We start from the raw sequence: 15,812 nt of genomic DNA, 5'->3' as shown, positions 1-15,812 counted from the left end.
CGTGAGACCGCAGTCTCACCGGCTCTTGCCAATCCCCCCGCCCGGCATGCCATGCTGTGCCCAAGCAAGCATTCGGTCAAGGGGAGGCACACCAGCATGCGCCAGCACGATCGCTTCTTCATCGGCGGCGAGTGGACCGCGCCCGCCGGCACCGGCACCATCGAGGTGATCTCCCCGCACACCGAGGAGGTGCTCGGGAGCGTCCCCGAGGGCACCGAGGCCGACATCGACGCCGCCGTGGCCGCCGCCCGCAAGGCCTTCGACCACGGGCCCTGGCCGCGCATGACCCCGGCCGAGCGCGCCGAGAAGCTGGGGCGGCTGTCGGCGATCTACGCCGAGCGGCAGCAGGAGATGGCCGACCTGGTCACCGCCGAGATGGGCTCGCCGATCCTGTTCTCGATCTTCGGGCAGGCGGCGCTGCCGCAGATGGTGCTCCAGTACTACGTGGACCTCGCCGCCTCCTACCCCTTCGAGGAGGAGCGGCCCGGCATGCTCGGGCCGGTCACCGTCACCCGCGAGCCGGTCGGCGTGGTGGCGGCGATCTACCCGTGGAACGTCCCGCAGTTCACGCTGATGCTCAAGCTGGCCCCGGCGCTGATCGCGGGCTGCACGGTGGTGGCCAAGCCCTCCCCCGAGACGCCGCTGGACGGCTACCTGCTGGCCGAGTGGATCAAGGAGGCGGGCATCCCGGACGGCGTGGTCAACATCGTGCCCGCCGGGCGCGAGGTCGGCGCGTACCTGGTGGCGCACCGCGACGTCGACAAGGTCTCCTTCACCGGCTCCACCGACGCCGGGCGCAAGATCGGCGCGGTCTGCGGGCAGCAGCTCAAGCCGGTCACCCTGGAGCTGGGCGGCAAGTCGGCGGCGATCATCCTGGCGGACGCCGACCTCGCCGCCACCATCGAGGGCTTCAAGATGGCCTCGCTGATGAACAACGGCGAGGCGTGCGCCGCGCAGACCCGCATCCTGGCCCCGCGCAGCCGCTACACCGAGGTCGCCGACGCGCTGGCGGCCATGGTGACGGGCCTCGCCGTCGGCGACCCGGCCGACTACGGCACCGAGATCGGGCCGCTGGTGGCGCGCCGCCAGCAGGAGCGCGTGGAGAACTACATCCGGATCGGCCAGGACGAGGGCGCCAAGCTCATCGCGGGCGGGCTGGACCGCCCGCACGACCGGGGCTGGTACGTCGCGCCGACGGTGTTCGGCGAGGTCTCCAACGACATGCGCATCGCCCGCGAGGAGATCTTCGGCCCGGTGCTGGCGCTGATCCCCTACGAGGACGAGGACGACGCCGTCCGCATCGCCAACGACAGCTCCTACGGCCTGGGCGGCTCGGTGTGGACCGCCGACGTGGACCACGGCGTGGAGGTGGCCCGCCGCATCCGCACCGGGAGCTGCGGCGTCAACCTGTACGTGCTGGACCCGAACACGCCGTTCGGCGGCTACAAGGACAGCGGCCTCGGCCGCGAACTGGGCCCCGAGGGCCTAGCCGCCTACCTGGAACACAAGGCGATCCCCCGCCCGGCGTGACACCCCGCGTGCCGTTCTGGGCGTCTCCCGCGTGACCCCCCGCGCGGCCGGGCCGGCTCTCCCCTTCCGGCCCGGCCGCACGCTTTTCACTCCAGCGGTACCGCGTTCACCCCAGCGGCACCGCGTCCCAGCCGTGCCGCTCGCGGCATGCCCGGACGACCTCTGGATCGGGATAGCCGGTGACCAGCAGCCGCACGCCCGGGACCGGCGGCGCGCCGCTGTCGAAGGCCAGGTCGAAGGCCAGGGCGCGCAGCTTGGCGGGGGTGACCACCGCCAGGGTGGCGCGGTGCCGGGCGATCGCGGCCAGCAGCGGCGTCACGCCCGGGTCGGGCACCCCGACCAGGGTCGCGCCGTGCAGCAGGCACAGGTCGATCAGGCCGAGCCGGGTGGGGAGCGTGCAGTCCTCGGCGGCGCACACCAGCACGTCGCCGTCGTTGACGCCCACCGCGGCGTCCAGCCGGTGCAGGTCGGCGAGCCGGTCGGCGTGGGTGATCTTCTCCGGGGGCGCGCACAACCGCAGCGCCAGGTCGCACGGCGGCCCGAACGCCCAGTCCACCGTGGCCGCCGGGCCCGCGCCCGCGTCCGTCCCGGCCTCGCCGCCCGCCTCCACCAGGCGCGCGAACGGCGTCGCGTCCGGCACGTCGCCGAACGCGAACACCTGGCGCACGAACGACCGCTCGGTGGCCGCCAGCGAGACCGCCGCGGTCTCCGAGCAGGTCAGCAGCAGCCGCGCCCCCGACTCGCTCATCATCGCGGCCAGCTCGGCGACCGGCGCGTCGCGCGGCAGCGGCGTCGGGACCGCCCCGGCGGCGCTGACGGCGTGCACCGCCAGCGCCAGGTCGCACACGCCGGACAGGTGCAGCGCGGCGGTGTCGCCGGGCCGCACACCGTGCCGCCGCAGCCCCGCCGCGGCCGCCGGGACGGCCGCGGCGAACCCGCCGTAGCCGAGCCGCCGCCCCGGGTCCACCAGCGCCGGGCGGTCGGCGTGCCGGGCCGCGTTGCCCCAGGCGGCGTCGGTGACGAGCCGGGTGACGCCGGTGTCGGTGCCGGCCGGCTGGCCGTGGTCCCCGTCGAACATGGGATGACGGTAGGCGTCCCCGCCCGGCCCCGGCATCCGCAGATGTGTGTAGGCCGATGTGTAACTCGCCGATGCGCGGCTCATGGCATCAGCCGGGCGCGTTCGAGCAGCGCGCGTCGCTGGACGCGGCCGGCGGGCGAGCGCGGGATCAGGTCGACCAGGTGCACCGTCGTCACCCTCCGGTAGGGCGGAACGTTCGCGTTGACATAGGCGAGCAGGTCGGTGGCCGCCACCGGCCCGGCCGGCACCACGAAGGCGTGCGGGACCAGGCCCAGGTCGGCGTCGGGGGCGGGCACCACGGCCGCGTCGCGCACCGAGGGGTGCGCGGCCAGCACCGCGTCGGGCTCGGCGGGCGGCTCGGGGCGGCCCTGGCCGAGGCGGCCCAGGATGTAGACGCGGCCGTGCTCGTCGGCGAACGCCGAGTCGCCGGTGGGCAGCCAGCGGGAGGTGCCGGGGAGCGGGTCGGCACGGCGGGCGGGCCCGCCGAGCAACGTGCCCCCCGGCACCTGGACCGGCACCCGCAGGTACAGCTCGCCGGGCTGGTAGGCGGGCTGGTCCGCGCCGGTGCCGGGGTCTACGACGCGCCAGGCGACGCCGGGCAGGCCGCGGCCGACCGAGTCGAGGGTGCCCTCCTCGGCGGCGCGCAGGTTGAGGTGGGTGACGCCGGCGGCCTCGGCCAGCCCGTAGGCCTGCCGGACCGGGCAGTCCAGCCGCGCGGCGCAGGCGCGGGCGGCCTCGGCGCTGAGCGGCCCGCCGGTGCTGATCACCGCGCGCAGCGAGCGCAGCCGGTAGCGGCCGACGGCGCGGTCGTAGGCGAGGGTCTCCACCAGGTCGGGCGGCAGCAGCGCGACGGTGACGCGGTGGTCCTGGATGACGCGCAGCAGGTCGTGGCGGCCGGAGCCGGGGCGGGCGACGACGGTCGCGCCCAGCCGCAGCGCCGGGTTGAGGATGCCGTTCAGGCCGAGCACGTCGGCGAACGGCACCGCCGACAACACGGTGTCGGACGCGCCGATCATGCCGGCGTCGGCGATGCGCACCAGCCCGGCGACGACCTCGGCGTGGGTGAGCGGCACCACGCGGGGCGGCGCGCCCGCGCCGCGCGTGCAGGTGAGCAGCGCGGCGTGCCCGGCCGGGTCGATCGGCACGTCGGGCGCGGCCCCGCCGGCCAGCAGCCGCGCGAACGGCGCCACGTCGGGCTCGGCGCCGAAGCAGTAGACGCGGGTGACCTTGGGGGCCGCGCGCAGCGCCCGCTGCGCGATGTCCAGCAGCACCGGCCAGGTGATCAGGACCGTGGCGCCGGACGCCTCCAGCAGCCGCGCCATCTCGGCGGCCGGGGTGGTGACGCGCATCGGCAGCGGGACCGCGCCCGCCGCGATGACCGCGTGCAGGGCGATCGCGAACTCGGGGGTGTCGGGCAGGTGCAGCGCGACGACGGTGCCGGGGCCGATGCCCTCCCGCGCCAGGCCGGCCGCGGCGGATCCGACCGCCGCGGCCAGCTCGGCGTGGGTGGGCCCCCGGCCCGAGGTGGCGTCGACCACCGCCGCCCGGCCCCCGCGGCCCGGGTCGTCGGCCGCCGCGAAGACCGCACGGGACACGGTGACCGCCGGCTGGACGGGGAGCGGGTCCGCTGTGGTGCAGATCATGTCCTCACCGTACGGACGGCGCGGGCGGCCCACATGCTCCGGACTGTGCAGGCGGGGTCGTATTCGGGAGGCCCGGGACGGGGTGCGCATGTGTACACACCCCGGCGTTCGGAGGTTGCGGCGGACCGGAACGGGTCGTTATCGACGCTGCTCTTCGCCGAGGTGCTCCACGGCCCAGGCGGCGACCTGGGCGCGGGAGGCGAAGCCGAGCTTGGTGAGGATGTTGGTGACGTGGCGCGCCACGGTCGCGGGGCTGATGACCAGCTCGTCGGCGATGCCCCGGTTGCTGAGGCCGCGCGCGACGAGGGTGGCGATCTCGCGTTCGCGGGCGGTGAGGGTGCTGGGCGGGGTGACGGGGGCGGCGACCGGCACGTCGGGGGGCAGGGCGTGCGGGCCGGAGGACCGGGCGGACGGCATGGCAGGCGGCACGGCGGACGGCGCGGAAGGCGTCGCGGCGGGCGGCATGACGTGCGGTGCGGCGAGCGGTTCGCTGGACGGCGCGGCGAGCGGTGCGGCGGCCCCGTCGGCGCCGGGCTCGGCGATCGGAGCGGCGAACATCATGGCCGACGACACCGCCTGCCGAGCCTGCGGCACGCCCACAGCAGGGCCGTCCGGGCCGACGACCGGCTCGGCCTCATGGCCCACCTCGTGGCCCAAGGCGTAGGTGACGGCGTCGTCGGCGGGGGTGACCCGGCCCTGCCCCCACAGCTGCGCGACCAGGGGCTCCCCGAACTGGCGGCGGATCGGTTCCAGGGTGCGTTCCAGGCGGGCCCCGGTGCCCTGGCGGCGGCTGGGCGCGGCGGGCCGCCCGGCCGCGTCCGCCGAGCGCATCCCGGCGGCGGCCCCGGCCAGCAGTACCGCGCGGCGCGCGTCGCCCTCGCAGGCCACCAGCTCGGCGAACGCCTCCAGCGCGCGGGCGACGTCGAGCCGGGTGCCCGCCGAACGGCTCAGCTCCAGGCAGCGGATGAGCGCGGCGCGGGCGGCCGGGAGGTCGCCCTGCTCCAAGGCGACGCGGCCGATGCCGGCGAGCGCGCGGGCCGTCTCGGGGCGCGCGCCGACCTCGGCGAGGGCGGGCAGCGCCGCCTCGTAGTGGCGGCGGGCGGCGGCGGGGTCGCCGCGCATCCCGGCGAGGCGGCCGAGGCCGATCAGGGCGTGCGCGGCGCCCCAGAGCTGGTCGATCTCCCGCATGACCCGCAGGCCCGCCTCCAGCAGCTCGCCCGCCTCGCGCAGCCGCCCCTCGCGCAGCCGCAGGCAACCGCGGGCCGTCAGGCCGTAGCCGCGGTTCCACTCCTGGTCCTCGCCGCCGGTCAGCAGGTCGGCCTCGTCCAGGCGGGCGTCGGCCTCGGCGAAGCGGCCGGCGTGGGTGTGCGCCTCGGCCAGGGTGATCAGCGCGGTGGCGGTCATGAAGTCGTCGCCGGCCTTGCGGCAGGGCTCCAGCGCGCGCTCGGCGAACCCGGCGGCGTGCGCGAAGTCGCGGCCGCCGACGGCGAGCTGGGCGCGCCCGGCCAGCGCGGGGCCCAGCACGTAGGCGGGCAGGTCACCGGCGCGGGCCAGGAACCGGTCGGTCCACTCGGCCCACTCGGTGACGCGGCCGCGCACGATCCAGTAGGTGCGCAGCGCCGTGCAGACGCGTAATCCCTCCTCGACCGCGCCGCGGTCCATCGACCAGCGCAGCGCGGCGCGCACGTTGCCGAGCTCGGCGTCGTACCAGCCGAACAGCGCGGCGCGCTCGGTCCAGGTGGCGGGCAGCTCGGCCAGCGCCTGCTCGGCGTGCCGCTCGGCGGCCTCCAGGACGGCGTCGCGGTGCCGGTCGCGGATGGCGGCGGTCTCCCCGGCCTCGGCGAGCCGCTCGGCGGCGTACTGGCGGATGCTGTCCAGCAGCCGGAACCGGGTCTCGCCCGCCACGTCGTCGCCGACGGCCACCAGCGACTTGTCGACCAGCGCGGTCATCAGGTCGAGCAGGTCCTCGGGGGGCAGCTCGCCGCCGCCGGTCTCGTCCACGCAGACCAGCTCGGCCTGCCCGAGCGTCCAGCCGGAGAACACCGACAGGCGGCGCAGCAGCACGCGCTCGGGGTGGCCGAGCAGGTCGTGGCTCCAGTCGATGGCGGCCCGCAGCGTGCGCTGGCGCGGCGGGGCGGTGCGGTCACCGGCGCTGAGCAGCCGGAACCGGTCGCCGAGCCGTTCGGCGATCTGCTCGACCGACAACACCCGGACGCGGGCGGCGGCCAGCTCCAGCGCCAGGGGGACGCCGTCCAGCGCGCGGGTGACCTCCTCGACCGAACCCGTCGCGGCGAAATCGGGCCGCACCACGCGGGCCCGCTCGACGAACAGCCGGACCGCCTCGTCGGGCTCCAGCGGCGGCACCCGCCAGACCGTCTCCCCCGCGAGCCGCAGCGGCTCGCGGCTGGTGGCCAGCACGCGCAGCCGGGGGCAGCGGGCGAGCAGGATCTCGGCCAGCTCGGCGCACTCGGCGACCAGGTGCTCGCAGTTGTCCAGCACCAGCAGCGCGCCGCGCGAGCCGAGGGCGTCGGCGAGGGTGGCCGCCAGGGGCCGCCGCTCCTCGGCGACGCCGAGCACCGCCGCGACCCGCCGCGCGACCGGCTCGGGCGGGCCGTCGGCCGCGACCTCGGCGAGGTCGGCGTACCAGACGCCGCCGGGATGGTCGCCGCCGTCCAGCATCGTGCGCGCGACCCGCACCGCGAGCCGCGTCTTGCCGATGCCGCCCGCCCCGCAGAGGGTGACCGCGCGCAGCGTCTCCAGCAGGCGGCACAGGTCCGCGACGTCCCGCTCGCGGCCGACGAAGGCGTCGGACTCGGCGGGCAGGTCGGAGCCGGTGGAGGGATTCAGCGAAGTCATGCGCCCAGAGGTGTCCGGTGTTACGGCCCGTGCATCTCAAGTGTCCCTGCGAGTGTGTCATCAGGACAGGGGGGCCGCACCGCTTTCCCCAGATGGTTATCTTCCTGTTCTTTACCGACTCCTGGCGAACCGAACACGCCACACGGGCGCCGATTCCACGCTGGGCCGTCGGTGGCCTTACCGTAGGTCGCCGTGTCCCCCACCTCCGATGATGCGTTCGCCGCCCGTGACGACGCCCCCAGCCTGGACGACGTGCTGGAGGGTGAGGCGGTGCTGGGCGTGTACCGGCAGATGTTCGCCGCGCTGGCCCGCGACAGCGGGGCCGTGGTGGACGACCCCGAACTCGTGGACGTCGCCGAGACGCTGCTGGCCGCGTTCGCCGACGCCGGGGAGGAGGGGCTCAGCCGCGAGCAGATGCGGTACGTGTGCCGCCGGTATCCGGCCGAGGTCTTCGACAACCGGCTGCGGGTGCTGAAGGGGCTCGGGGCCGTCCGCGAGGTGTTCCCCAAGCCCAACCAGCTCCGGTACCGGGCGTCGTTCACCAGCGTCGTCGGGCTCATGTTCGTCCGGCGCATGATGCTGGACGGCGGGCAGAGCGAGATGCACCGGCTGCTGGCGCTGGAGCAGCTGAACGTCGCCGACCCCCGGATGACGCCCGCGCAGGCGCGCGACGGCGCGGACGGGCTGGCGCGCGCGTTCCGGCTGTGGAGCGTCGAGCTGCTCACCCTGACCAACGGCACGATCGAGGAGTTGCGCGAGCAGGCGCCCAAGTTGTGGGGCACCGAGGAGATCCTTCAGCGGGCCGAGCGGCTGCACGGCGCGATCCTGCGGCGCTGGCCGCAGCTCGACCGCACCTGCACCGACCTGCGGGCCGCGATCTACGCCTACGGGGACGCGTCGCGGCGCGCGGCGGCCAGACTGTCGGACTCGGCTGGTACCACTCGGAACCTGACGCTGTTGCCTCCGGAGACGTGGCGGACGTTCGCCCGGACGGCGACCAGGGAGGAGTTGGCCGCCGTGCTCGACGGGTTCGTGTTCGACGCGCCCGCGCCCTGGCACGAGCCGTCGGCGGTCGTGGCGGCCGTGGAGGACGGGCCGCGCGCCACTCCCCCGCGCCCCGCGCCGCCCCGGCCGTCGGTGCCCGACCCGGGGCTGTCGGGTGACACCGGCTCCGACGCCACCGCCGTCGAGCGGCTGCGCACCGTCGCCGAGCAGGTGCTGCGCGGCCGCGACCGGGTCGCGGTGCAGGACGTGCTCGACCAGGACTGGGTGACCGCGCGGCGGCTGCTGGCCGACCTGTCGTCGGTGCACCTGCACCCCGAGCTGCCCTACCGGCTGGCCTGGGGCGACGGCATGGCGGCGCGTCCCGACGGCTCGCCGACATGGGTGTCGTCGGGGGTCTTCGAGAGGACCGGCCGGTGAGCGTCGATCCGCAGGTGCTCGCGCGGGCGCGGGCGCGCGTGCTGGGCGTCCCGTCGATCACCGTCGCCGAGCCGGTGCCGCCGGGGTTCACCGGCGCGTCCGACGGCACGCGCGTGTGGCTGCTGCCCGAGTGGCCCGACGGCGCGACGCCCGCGCTGCTGGAGGAGTACGACACCGCGCCCATGCCGCTGGACCGCCCCGGCCAGGCCCGCCGGGTGCTGGCGGCGGCGCTGCGCTGCTGCTGGCCGCGGCTGGACGACGCGCCCTGGCCCGGCCAGGACGCGCTGGTCATCGACGTGCTGGAGGTGTACGTCGGGTTGTCGCGCGGCGACGCCGACCTCGCGCGCCGCTGGGCGACCGGCGAGCTGCGCCGCCTCGCCGACACGGGCTGGCTGCTGCTGGACGAGGCGGCGGGCACGGTGCGTCCGGGCCCGCGCGTGGCGCTCTGGGCCGACGAGACGCTCGGCCCGCTGCGCGACCTGCTGCGCCGCCTGCCCGAACCGGTGCGGGAGGACGCGCCGTGAGCGAGTTGTTCGAGCCGCTGCTGCGCTCCTACGACGAGCGGCGGCGGGCGGAGCTGGTCGCCGCGTACATGGCGGTCGAGCACGCCGCCGCGCCGGTGCCGGAGGTGCGGTTCGCGGCGCTGCGCGAGCCCGCGCTGCGCCGCACCGTCGAGGCGATGCTGGGGTTGTCGGGCCGCACGCTGGTCCGCGCGGCCACCAAGGAGTGGATCTCCGGGTACCGCGATGAGGTGGCCGCCGAGCTGGCCGCCGACCCCGACTGCGCGCCGCCGGCCGACGAACGTGCCGTCCTCACGCTGGTGCTGATCCACTCGGTGGCGATCCCGCGCGCGGCGGGGCTGCTGGCCGACGACTCGTGGCAGTCGCCGTTCCCGACGCCCGTCGAGGAGCTGCGCCGCCGCTCGCAGCTGCCGATCGGCGAGCTGGAGGCGGCGCTGCGGCGGCTGCGCGTGGCGGGCCTGGTGACGCAGGTCAAGGCAGGGGGCGACGAGGCGGGCGGGTTCGTGCCGGGGCCGCAGTTCCACCGGCTGACCGACGCCGCGCGCCGCCGCCTTCAGGAAGAGCTGATCCTGGCCGCCGGGCCGGACTCGCCGCTGGCCGCGGCGATCCGGGCGCGCCGCCGGGGCCGGTCGAACATTCAGGGGGACTCAAAATGACCGCCGTGCTCGATCCGCTCATGCCGGGCCCGGCCCCTCGCTCAGGGGCCGACTCCGAGAACGTCGTCGGCGACCGGACGCTGGTGGCGGTGCAGGCGGTCAACATCTCGCGCCTGTCGACCCACCCGGTGCCGACCGTGCCCGGAACGCTGATCGTGGTGGCAGGTCAGGGGCCGAAGGACTCCAACGGCGCGGGCAAGTCGTCGTTCATCGCGGCGATCACTGCGCTGCTGGGCGACGAGCAGTGGCGGTTCGCCTCGGGGGCGCGAGCCGTCGCCGAGTTGCTGTTCAACGCCGAGCTGGCCGCGCAGGGCGACAACAAGTGGGCGAGCGCCGACCATGGCTACATCGTGGGCGTGTTCGACCACGCCGAGGAGAACCACCGCCCCGAGGGCGAGGGCGCGATCACGGTGTGGCTGCGGGTGAACGCCGACGCGCCGCACCTGGAGATCCGCTGGCGGCACGGCGTGCACCTGGCGGCGGCCCCGTCGGAGGCGGACCGGGTGAGCATGGCCGACCGGCTGTGGGCGACGCTGCCGCGCAGCGCGGGCCGCCGCGACTTCGTGGCAAAGGACCTGGGCCGGGTGCTGTACGGCGGGCGGGTGCGCTGCGTGTCGTTCCTGTCGACCTCGGTACGGTCGAAGGTCGCCACGAACCTCCTGTCCCAACCGCTGAACGAGATCAGCCCCGAACGCATCTTCAGCGCGATAGCCGCCCTGACCGGCCTGGACCGCGAACTGGAAGCCGAACGAAAGTCACGCGCCGAAGAGCACCGCGAGCGCGCAAAGGCGATCGAGGCAACCGAGCGTCTGGCCGAGTGGGAACGCGAAGCAGCCGCCCTACTCAAGACGTTCGACCGCCGAGACAAGGCACGCACCGAGGTAGCGTCCGCCACCCGCTTCTGGCGCACCCGCCAGGCACGCCTGCTGGTGGACGCGACCACCGCCGACAGCGCCCACGCCGCCGAACAACAACGCCTGCATGAGGAAGCCGACGAGATCGGCACCGCGATCAAAGCGACCGAACGCGAGATGGACCAGCTCACCGGCGGCGCACTGGACGCAAAACTGAACGAAGCGGCCACCGCCCTAGCTGACCTGAAAGGCCAGGCAGACGAACTAGGCGCAGACAAAGCGGTCGCCCGCAACCGCCTGGAAGACCTGCGCCGCCGAGTATCAGCCCTAGAAGAACGCTGCCGCGAGGCAGACGGCCGCAACACAGAAACGGCCCACCAGGAACTGGCCGAAGCCGAAGCCCGCCGCGACGAAGCCCAGCAGAACTTCGGCATGGCCCGAGGCGCAGTAACACGAGCCGAACGAGCCCTGAAAGAAGCAGAAGCAGGCGAAAGCAGCGCCCCCGCCCAACTACGCGCCCTGACCACAGCCGGAATCACGGCCGTGGGCCTCCTAGACGCCGTAGAGCTGACAGAAACCGTAAGAGCAACGTGGGAAGGCACCCTGTGGCCCTACCGCGAAGCAGTAGTAGTAGCCCCGGCAGACCTGCCAAAAGCCGTAGAAGCCCTGACCCCCCTCCCCGGCTCCATGATCGTCCCCGCAGACGCCCCCCTGGACCCCGAGGCGACCACCCTCGAAGGCCACCCCGAGGGCGTCAACTGCGGCCTCCCGCTCTCCACCTTCTTCGCGGCCATCGAACAGGGAAACAACACAGGCGTAGTAACGATCGGCGGCTTCCCCGACCCGGTAACGGGCCGCGTGGCCCGCGTGCAAGCAGCCAAGGCCGCCCTCAAGTCGACCAAAGAAGCCCTGGACCAGGCACACCGTCGCACCACCGACACGGCATCGGACGTAGCCCTGGCAGGTCGCCGCCTAGCAGGCGCACAAGCAGCAGCCGAACTAGAGGAAGTTCGCGAGGCGATAACAACCCTGCGCGAGCACCTAGAGGAACTGGCAACCAGCGAATCCAAGCTGGGCCCGCGCCTGGGCGCAGCCGAACAGACGCTGCGCCGCCTGCAAGCCAAAGCCGACACCCGCGCCCTGGAAGTGGACCGCCTGCGAGGCCGCCGCGAAGCCCACGAACGCGACCGCGCCCGCCTCCGCGCAAAGTCGACCGAACTGTCCGACCGCCGCACAGCCCTGGGCCTGACCGACCTGGAAAAACAGTGGGGCGGCTCCCGCGACCAAGCAACCGAGTGGCTGGAGGCGCTCAGCTCTGACGAGCGCACCTGGACACCCGACGAGTGGTGGCACAGCGCCGACAAGCACCTGTCGGAGGCCCTGCGCCGCGTCTTCCCCGACGGCCCGGCCGACGAGGACATGCCAGAAGAAATGCGGTTCCTCCTACGCGAACGGGCCGATGGCGAGGGCCGCCGCACCGAACGCGAACAGTCGACGTTCCCGCGCCTGATCAAGGCACTGGAGACCTACCTGCGCCAGCAGGAGGACTACGAGCGCCACCAGCGCCGCCAGATCGAGATGCAGGTGTCAGGCCGCCGCGCCGACCTCGAAAAAGCCCAGAAAGGTGCCGAAGAAGCAGCAGGCGCAGCCGAAGCCCACCGCACCGCCCTGACAGCGGCGATCAGAACCCGCCTCCAGCGCGTATCCGAAGAGTTCGAGAAGCTGGACACGGCCTACGGCGGCTACGGCGCAACGCTGGAATTCCCGACCCCAGAACGCCCCGGCGACCCCGAACAAGAGTGGCGCTGGCGGGTAACCCCGAAGTGGCGCAGAAGCGACGGCCAGCGCTACGTCCCGTACAACCGCCGGGCGAACACGGCGCTGATGGACGAGAAGGCGGTCAAGCTGGTCTGCGCGGCAGCCCTGGCGTCCTCAGGCGGCGGCCGCCTGTGCCTGGTGCTGGACGAACTGGGCCGCAACCTGGGCAAGGAACACCGTAAGGAGGCCGTGGCCCTCTTCCGGAAGATCGGCGAAACCCACGGCATCACGGTGATCGGCGCCCTCCAGGACGACATGGAGCCGTACGCGATCGACGCATGCGGCCAGTACGTGAAGCTGCGCCGCTCGTCGGACACGATGCCCTACAACGAGCCCCCAGTTGTCGTGGGCTACGACGAACACGAACCCCGCGTGCGGATGCTGGCAGCGCAAATGACAGCCACCCGCCCAACCCCGGAAGAGCCATAAAAAACAAACCGTCAAACAACCCACCCATAGAGCAGCGCCCGCCAGCGCTCCTCCCCAACAAGCCGCCGCACCGCCGAAGTCTCATGCACGACAACACGGCCACGATCACGATGATCAGTACGCCGAATCAGAAAGGCACCACCCCGAGCCCCGAACTCATAACTAACAGCACGACAAACAGAGCAGGTGTGCTCAACCACCCGCAACGGTTCCAACGGCGAGTACTGCCCATACCAGTGCAGCCGCTCAGCCCCCGGAACCGCCGAAGCGGCATGCACAGCAACACAATCGGTCAGCCCAACACGCGGCCCACGAACACCGGCCACGCTCACGGCCGCGCGTCTCCCCACCAGACGCGCGACACTTCACGAGCAAGCCGCTCTGGATGCGCTCCCTCAATCAACTGCCCGCCACCACACGGGACGTACGCCCAATAGGAGCAGGTGGCACTCCCCCACCAGGCGAGCACACCCGGATACCGACGCTCCAGATCACGAACAACCTGCCGACGCAGCGGCCCAGGGTCGAAGGCATCCACCTTCGTAACGGCGTTCACTGCCTGGTCACCGCTACGAGCTTGGCGTGCAGCCCGTCAGAGGTGTCATCTTCGAGATCGGCGACCTCGTTCATCCGGTTGGGCGGAAGCGGACCGCGTGTGGCCCACCACCGCCCCCGATTCGTGACGATGATCGACCACCCGGGAAACTCCGCGCGCAACCGAGCCTTGACACCCTCGACATCGCCGACATCGGCCGAGTCAGCCACAGTGCTCACAATCAATCCCACTTCCCGAACAGAGAGGTCGTCCGAAAGAACAGGACCGCGTCGGTCAAGGTCAGCTCGTCCAGCCGAACTCGGCCCACATCGTCTGGCCGCCTGCGACAACCTCATGACCGACCTTGTCGGCGAACGCTTCGACCAGCAGCAGGCCGCGCCCGTACTCCTCCATCTGTGAGGCGGTGGGGACCGGCCGCGTCCAGTCGCCGGGACCGGCGTCACTGACGGCGACACGTGCCCAGCCGTCCCGAACGGTGACGGCGACGACGACCGTTCCGCCGGGACCGCCACTGGGAGTGTGGATCATGGCATTGGCGGCGAATTCGGACACGACCAGTCCGGCGTCGTCCAGGCGCGGAGTGTCGGCCAGCATGGACCGGACGAAGGCCCGGATCGCTGGAACCATGGACAGCAGGCCCGGGTAGGTCAGGGTCCAGTACATACAACACCCCTACGCGTTCGTTCGACGACACTGGGTGAGCTGGGTACTCAGCTTGATAGTTGAGTACCCAGCTTGTCAAGCTAGGTCGGACTATCCGCGTCCGGCCACCTGGAGTCATCTGTGACAACCCAGCCCGTGTACCTGCGCATCGCCGACGACCTGCGCCGACAGATCGTCGATGGACGCCTCGCAGCGGGTGACAAGGTCCCCTCGCGCCACGAACTGGCCCGCGAGTACGAGGTCTCCGACCGCGTCGCCGTCCAGGCGGTGCGCCTGCTCGTGACGGAGGGATATCTGGAAGCGCGGCCAGGCAGCGGCACCTACGTTCGCCAGCGCCCGACCGTCCGGCGGATGATGCGCTCCTGGTACCGGGAGTCACGTGGCGGCAGCCCGTTCAGAGCGGACATGGAGGAGCAGAGCCGGGCCGGCACGTGGACGAGTTCGTCCACGACGGAGAAGGCGACACCGACGGTAGCCGAGCGACTGAACATCACTGAGGACGACGCGGTCATGTGCACCCAGTACGTCTTCCGCGCCGATGACGAGCCGGTGATGCTCTCCACCAGCTGGGAGCCGCTGGCGCTGACGCGCGGCACGGCCATCATGATGCCCGAGCAGGGGCCACACGCTGGCCAGGGTGTGGTGGCACGAATGCGTGCGATCGGCCTGGACATCGCGACGGCCGAGGAGGTACTGACCGCGCGGGCGATCCTGGCGAACGAAGCCGAACTACTGCACGAACCCCTCGGCTCCATCGTGATGGTGGTGCGCCGGACCTACACCGGCGAGCAGGGCCCGGTCGAGACCGCTGACATCGTGGTGCCCGTCGACCGGTACGAACTGGCGTACATCACTCCCGTCGAGTGAGATTCACTCTCGCGACCAGATGAGGGAGGAGACCGCCCGCCAAGGCATCACCAGCCTTGCCCCAGACCGCACTGGTGACACCGCAGGAAAAGACATGCGGAGTAAGGCGCCTCATAGCAGGGACGGCATCACTACAGGAACGCTACGGATTAGGCACGGTTGACGGCCAAGACCGCCTGCACAACGGCCTCGGTGTCGGTCAGATCGGCCAGCACCAGCTCGGCCCCGGCGTCGCGGAGGGCCTTCTCGTCGCTGGACCCGGTGGCGACCGCCACGACCCTGGCTCCACTTTCGTGACCGGCGGTGACATCGTACGGAGTGTCGCCGATCAGCACTGTGTTGTCCTGATCGAACTGCTGCCCGTATCGGGCCGCTGCGCGCTCCTTGGCGAGCCGGACCAGCGGCGGACGCTCAGTACCGTCCAATCCGTAGGCCCCAACGCTGAAGTCCACCAACCCATCCAGTTGGAAGGCCGCCAGCTTGCACCGGGCGATGGGCTCCATATTTCCAGTCAGGAGCGATTGCACGACATCAGTTCGGCCATCGAGAGCCTGCAACGCAGCCCGTGCACCTGGCAATTCCTTGCCTCGCCCGGCGATCTCGTCTTGGCAGTCGGAAAACGCCTGACCAAGGGCATCGGCGAACCTGGTGATCAGGTCGTCAGTTGGGTCGATGCCATGGTTGCGCAGGGTCTCGGAGGTAATAGCCCGGTCCGTCCTGCCCGTCATGTCTGCGAGTTCATCCAGCGCCTGACCCGTGACCCGCTGGAACACTTCCGCGTAGATCTCGCCGCTCAACTGCCCGATGCTGAGGAGCGTGTGGTCGATGTCCCAGAGCACCAGAGTCCGCATTAACGGCATGGTATGTGAAGCATGATTTTGAGATGTCTATACGTCTCCACAACATTCACTGCACCAAG

At 72.6% G+C, this 15,812-nt stretch carries 12 protein-coding genes; 6 read left to right on the top strand and 6 right to left on the bottom strand.

Going from position 1 to position 15,812, the window contains the following annotated elements; all coding sequences use genetic code 11:
* Positions 1-96: 96 nt before the first annotated feature.
* Positions 97-1,530 (top strand): aldehyde dehydrogenase, encoded by a 1,434-nt coding sequence (locus AH6_RS37530; RefSeq protein WP_067490166.1) that lies wholly within the window; start codon positions 97-99, stop codon positions 1,528-1,530.
* 106 nt (positions 1,531-1,636) lie between these two features.
* Here the strand turns inward: AH6_RS37530 and AH6_RS37525 are convergent, their stop codons facing one another.
* The 3 genes from AH6_RS37525 to AH6_RS37515 form a co-directional block, all read right to left on the bottom strand.
* Complete coding sequence (locus AH6_RS37525) at positions 1,637-2,608, bottom strand: AMP-binding protein (protein WP_067490163.1); 972 nt, start codon at positions 2,606-2,608, stop codon at positions 1,637-1,639.
* A gap of 80 nt (positions 2,609-2,688) precedes the next feature.
* Positions 2,689-4,251, bottom strand: a complete 1,563-nt coding sequence (locus AH6_RS37520; protein WP_067490224.1) for an AMP-binding protein — start codon at positions 4,249-4,251, stop codon at positions 2,689-2,691.
* 138 nt (positions 4,252-4,389) lie between these two features.
* Positions 4,390-7,107, bottom strand: a complete 2,718-nt coding sequence (locus AH6_RS37515) for a LuxR C-terminal-related transcriptional regulator (RefSeq protein ID WP_067490160.1) — start codon at positions 7,105-7,107, stop codon at positions 4,390-4,392.
* 192 nt (positions 7,108-7,299) lie between these two features.
* Between AH6_RS37515 and AH6_RS37510 the strand changes: the two genes are divergently transcribed.
* Genes AH6_RS37510 through AH6_RS37495 form a run of 4 tightly spaced genes read left to right on the top strand, consistent with a single transcriptional unit; the run spans position 7,300 to position 12,807 of the window.
* Entirely contained in the window at positions 7,300-8,529 is a 1,230-nt protein-coding gene (locus AH6_RS37510) for a hypothetical protein (RefSeq protein WP_067490157.1), read from the top strand.
* Complete coding sequence (locus AH6_RS37505; RefSeq protein WP_067490154.1) at positions 8,526-9,053, top strand: hypothetical protein; 528 nt, start codon at positions 8,526-8,528, stop codon at positions 9,051-9,053. Before AH6_RS37510 ends, AH6_RS37505 begins: the two co-directional genes overlap by 4 nt.
* Positions 9,050-9,706 carry a hypothetical protein gene (locus AH6_RS37500; RefSeq protein WP_067490151.1) on the top strand — a complete coding sequence of 219 codons (657 nt, stop codon included), beginning with the start codon at positions 9,050-9,052 and terminating at the stop codon, positions 9,704-9,706. Before AH6_RS37505 ends, AH6_RS37500 begins: the two co-directional genes overlap by 4 nt.
* The gene (locus AH6_RS37495; RefSeq protein ID WP_067490148.1) at positions 9,703-12,807 is read left to right on the top strand and encodes a coiled-coil domain-containing protein; all 3,105 of its coding nucleotides are present in this window, start codon (positions 9,703-9,705) and stop codon (positions 12,805-12,807) included. Before AH6_RS37500 ends, AH6_RS37495 begins: the two co-directional genes overlap by 4 nt.
* Positions 12,808-13,359: 552 nt before the next feature.
* Here the strand turns inward: AH6_RS37495 and AH6_RS37490 are convergent.
* Together AH6_RS37490 and AH6_RS37485 are read right to left on the bottom strand one after the other, a co-directional pair.
* A complete protein-coding gene (locus tag AH6_RS37490) occupies positions 13,360-13,581 on the bottom strand; it encodes a hypothetical protein (protein WP_157431959.1) in 222 nt (73 codons plus the stop codon).
* Positions 13,582-13,642: 61 nt separating this feature from the next.
* Positions 13,643-14,026, bottom strand: coding sequence for an ATP-binding protein (locus tag AH6_RS37485; protein WP_067490143.1), 384 nt, complete (start codon positions 14,024-14,026; stop codon positions 13,643-13,645).
* Positions 14,027-14,161: 135 nt separating this feature from the next.
* Between AH6_RS37485 and AH6_RS37480 the strand changes: the two genes are divergently transcribed.
* Complete coding sequence (locus AH6_RS37480) at positions 14,162-14,893, top strand: GntR family transcriptional regulator (protein ID WP_245679639.1); 732 nt, start codon at positions 14,162-14,164, stop codon at positions 14,891-14,893.
* Positions 14,894-15,042: 149 nt separating this feature from the next.
* Here the strand turns inward: AH6_RS37480 and AH6_RS37475 are convergent, their stop codons facing one another.
* Complete coding sequence (locus AH6_RS37475; RefSeq protein WP_218006021.1) at positions 15,043-15,744, bottom strand: HAD family hydrolase; 702 nt, start codon at positions 15,742-15,744, stop codon at positions 15,043-15,045.
* Positions 15,745-15,812: the final 68 nt, after the last annotated feature.

It is taken from the genome of Actinomadura hibisca NBRC 15177 (assembly GCF_001552635.1).
Lineage (GTDB): Bacteria > Actinomycetota > Actinomycetes > Streptosporangiales > Streptosporangiaceae > Spirillospora > Spirillospora hibisca.
This window is presented reverse-complemented; position numbering and strand designations above follow the sequence as displayed.

Coding starts and splice junctions, on each gene's coding strand:
- AH6_RS37530 (WP_067490166.1), top strand. CDS start 97: ATGCGCCAGCACGATCGCTTCTTCATCGGCGGCGAGTGGACCGCGCCC.
- AH6_RS37520 (WP_067490224.1), bottom strand. CDS start 4,251: ATGATCTGCACCACAGCGGACCCGCTCCCCGTCCAGCCGGCGGTCACC.
- AH6_RS37485 (WP_067490143.1), bottom strand. CDS start 14,026: ATGTACTGGACCCTGACCTACCCGGGCCTGCTGTCCATGGTTCCAGCG.
- AH6_RS37475 (WP_218006021.1), bottom strand. CDS start 15,744: ATGCGGACTCTGGTGCTCTGGGACATCGACCACACGCTCCTCAGCATC.
- AH6_RS37515 (WP_067490160.1), bottom strand. CDS start 7,107: ATGACTTCGCTGAATCCCTCCACCGGCTCCGACCTGCCCGCCGAGTCC.
- AH6_RS37495 (WP_067490148.1), top strand. CDS start 9,703: ATGACCGCCGTGCTCGATCCGCTCATGCCGGGCCCGGCCCCTCGCTCA.
- AH6_RS37525 (WP_067490163.1), bottom strand. CDS start 2,608: ATGTTCGACGGGGACCACGGCCAGCCGGCCGGCACCGACACCGGCGTC.